The sequence below is a fragment of the Leucobacter sp. NPDC077196 genome (assembly GCF_040687075.1).
Lineage (GTDB): Bacteria > Actinomycetota > Actinomycetes > Actinomycetales > Microbacteriaceae > Leucobacter.
The window spans coordinates 1-1,268 of record NZ_JBFBML010000049.1 but is presented as its reverse complement, the minus strand read 5'-3'; the positions used below and the strand labels follow the sequence as shown (position 1 = coordinate 1,268).

The following is a 1,268-nucleotide window of genomic DNA, read 5'->3' as shown; positions in this document are numbered from 1 at the left end:
TGACCTGACCTACAGTTTGGTTTCCAGTCCCGGTCGCTAGCTTCAGGCGGATGTTAACTGCTTTGAGAGGGCGAGATCGAAGTCCGTGGGCGTTTGATATCCCAACGACGAATGCCTTCGTCTGCGATTGTAGAACACCTCGATGTACTCGAATATCGCGTTCGCGAGCTCAATCCGCGTTCTCCATTTCTTCCGGTTCAGCAACTCGATCTGCATCGATGACCAGAACGATTCCATCATCGCGTTATCAAGGGCATCACCGACGGTTCCGAACGACGGCAGAAGCCCTGCAGAGCGGATCTTCTGGGTGAACGCCCACGAGGTGAACTGAACTCCATGATCAGCGTGGACGATGCCACCAGGGGCAGGCTTTCGCGCGCGAAGCGCCATATCGAGGGCATTCACCACAAGAGTTGAATCTTGCTTGGAATCGATCGCCCATCCCACGATCTTGCGGCTACACGCGTCAAGTACGGCCGCGCAAAATACTTTTCCTTCCCGTGTGGGATGCTCCGTGATATCCGTCACCCAGAGCTCGTTCGGCGACAGCCGGTGGAACTTGCGATGCACGAGATCATCAGCAGTAGCCACTCCCTTCAATCGCTTCACCCGGGTCGGGCCCGGAAGCCCGTACATCGCGCCCCGAGTCATCAGCACTGAGATCAGTCGACTCGAACACGGTATCTCCATCCCGATCGTGAGCTCAGCATGAATGCGCCGGTACCCGTATGTTCCGCGCGAGGCCGTGTGAATTTCACGAATCAGACCCGTGAGCCACTGCCTCCGCAATTGCGTGGCGCTCGTGGGACGCTTCCGATATCTGTAATAGCCCTGCCGGGAGACGCCCAGAAGGCGGCAACAGGTCTCTACGGGTGCCCCGGTGTCGACGAGACGGTCGATCACCGGGTGCGCCCTTTTGGGTCGACTCGTTCCTCCTCGGAGAGCCATTTCGATGCCAGTTTCACGATCTTCAGCTCCTGCTCGAGCTGTCTGATTCGGCGTCGTGCTGCTCGCAGCTCAGCGTCTTCGCTGGTAGATCTACCGGGTCTGCGGCCATAATCTATATCGTCTTGACGGAGCCAGGAATGCAGCGTGACCTCGTGGATGCCGAGGTGTGCAGCGGTTTGCGTGACCTGTCGGCCCTCGCGGACGAGCGCGATCGCGCGTGCACGAAACTCTGGTGGATACGGGCGTGGCATGTTGGTGAGCCTTTCATGGAGGCCATCGACTAGCTACCCCGAGTGGAAACCAAACTGTAGGTCAGGTCA

The 1,268-nt window shown here is 58.4% G+C and carries 1 protein-coding gene; it reads right to left on the bottom strand.

All coding sequences use genetic code 11. The features are described from left to right. Positions 1-42: 42 nt before the first annotated feature. A protein-coding gene (locus AB0O71_RS15460) for an IS3 family transposase (RefSeq protein ID WP_290808142.1) occupies positions 43-1,199 on the bottom strand; the annotation gives its coding sequence in 2 pieces (ribosomal slippage) (positions 43-923 and positions 923-1,199; 1,158 coding nt in all). Positions 1,200-1,268: the final 69 nt, after the last annotated feature.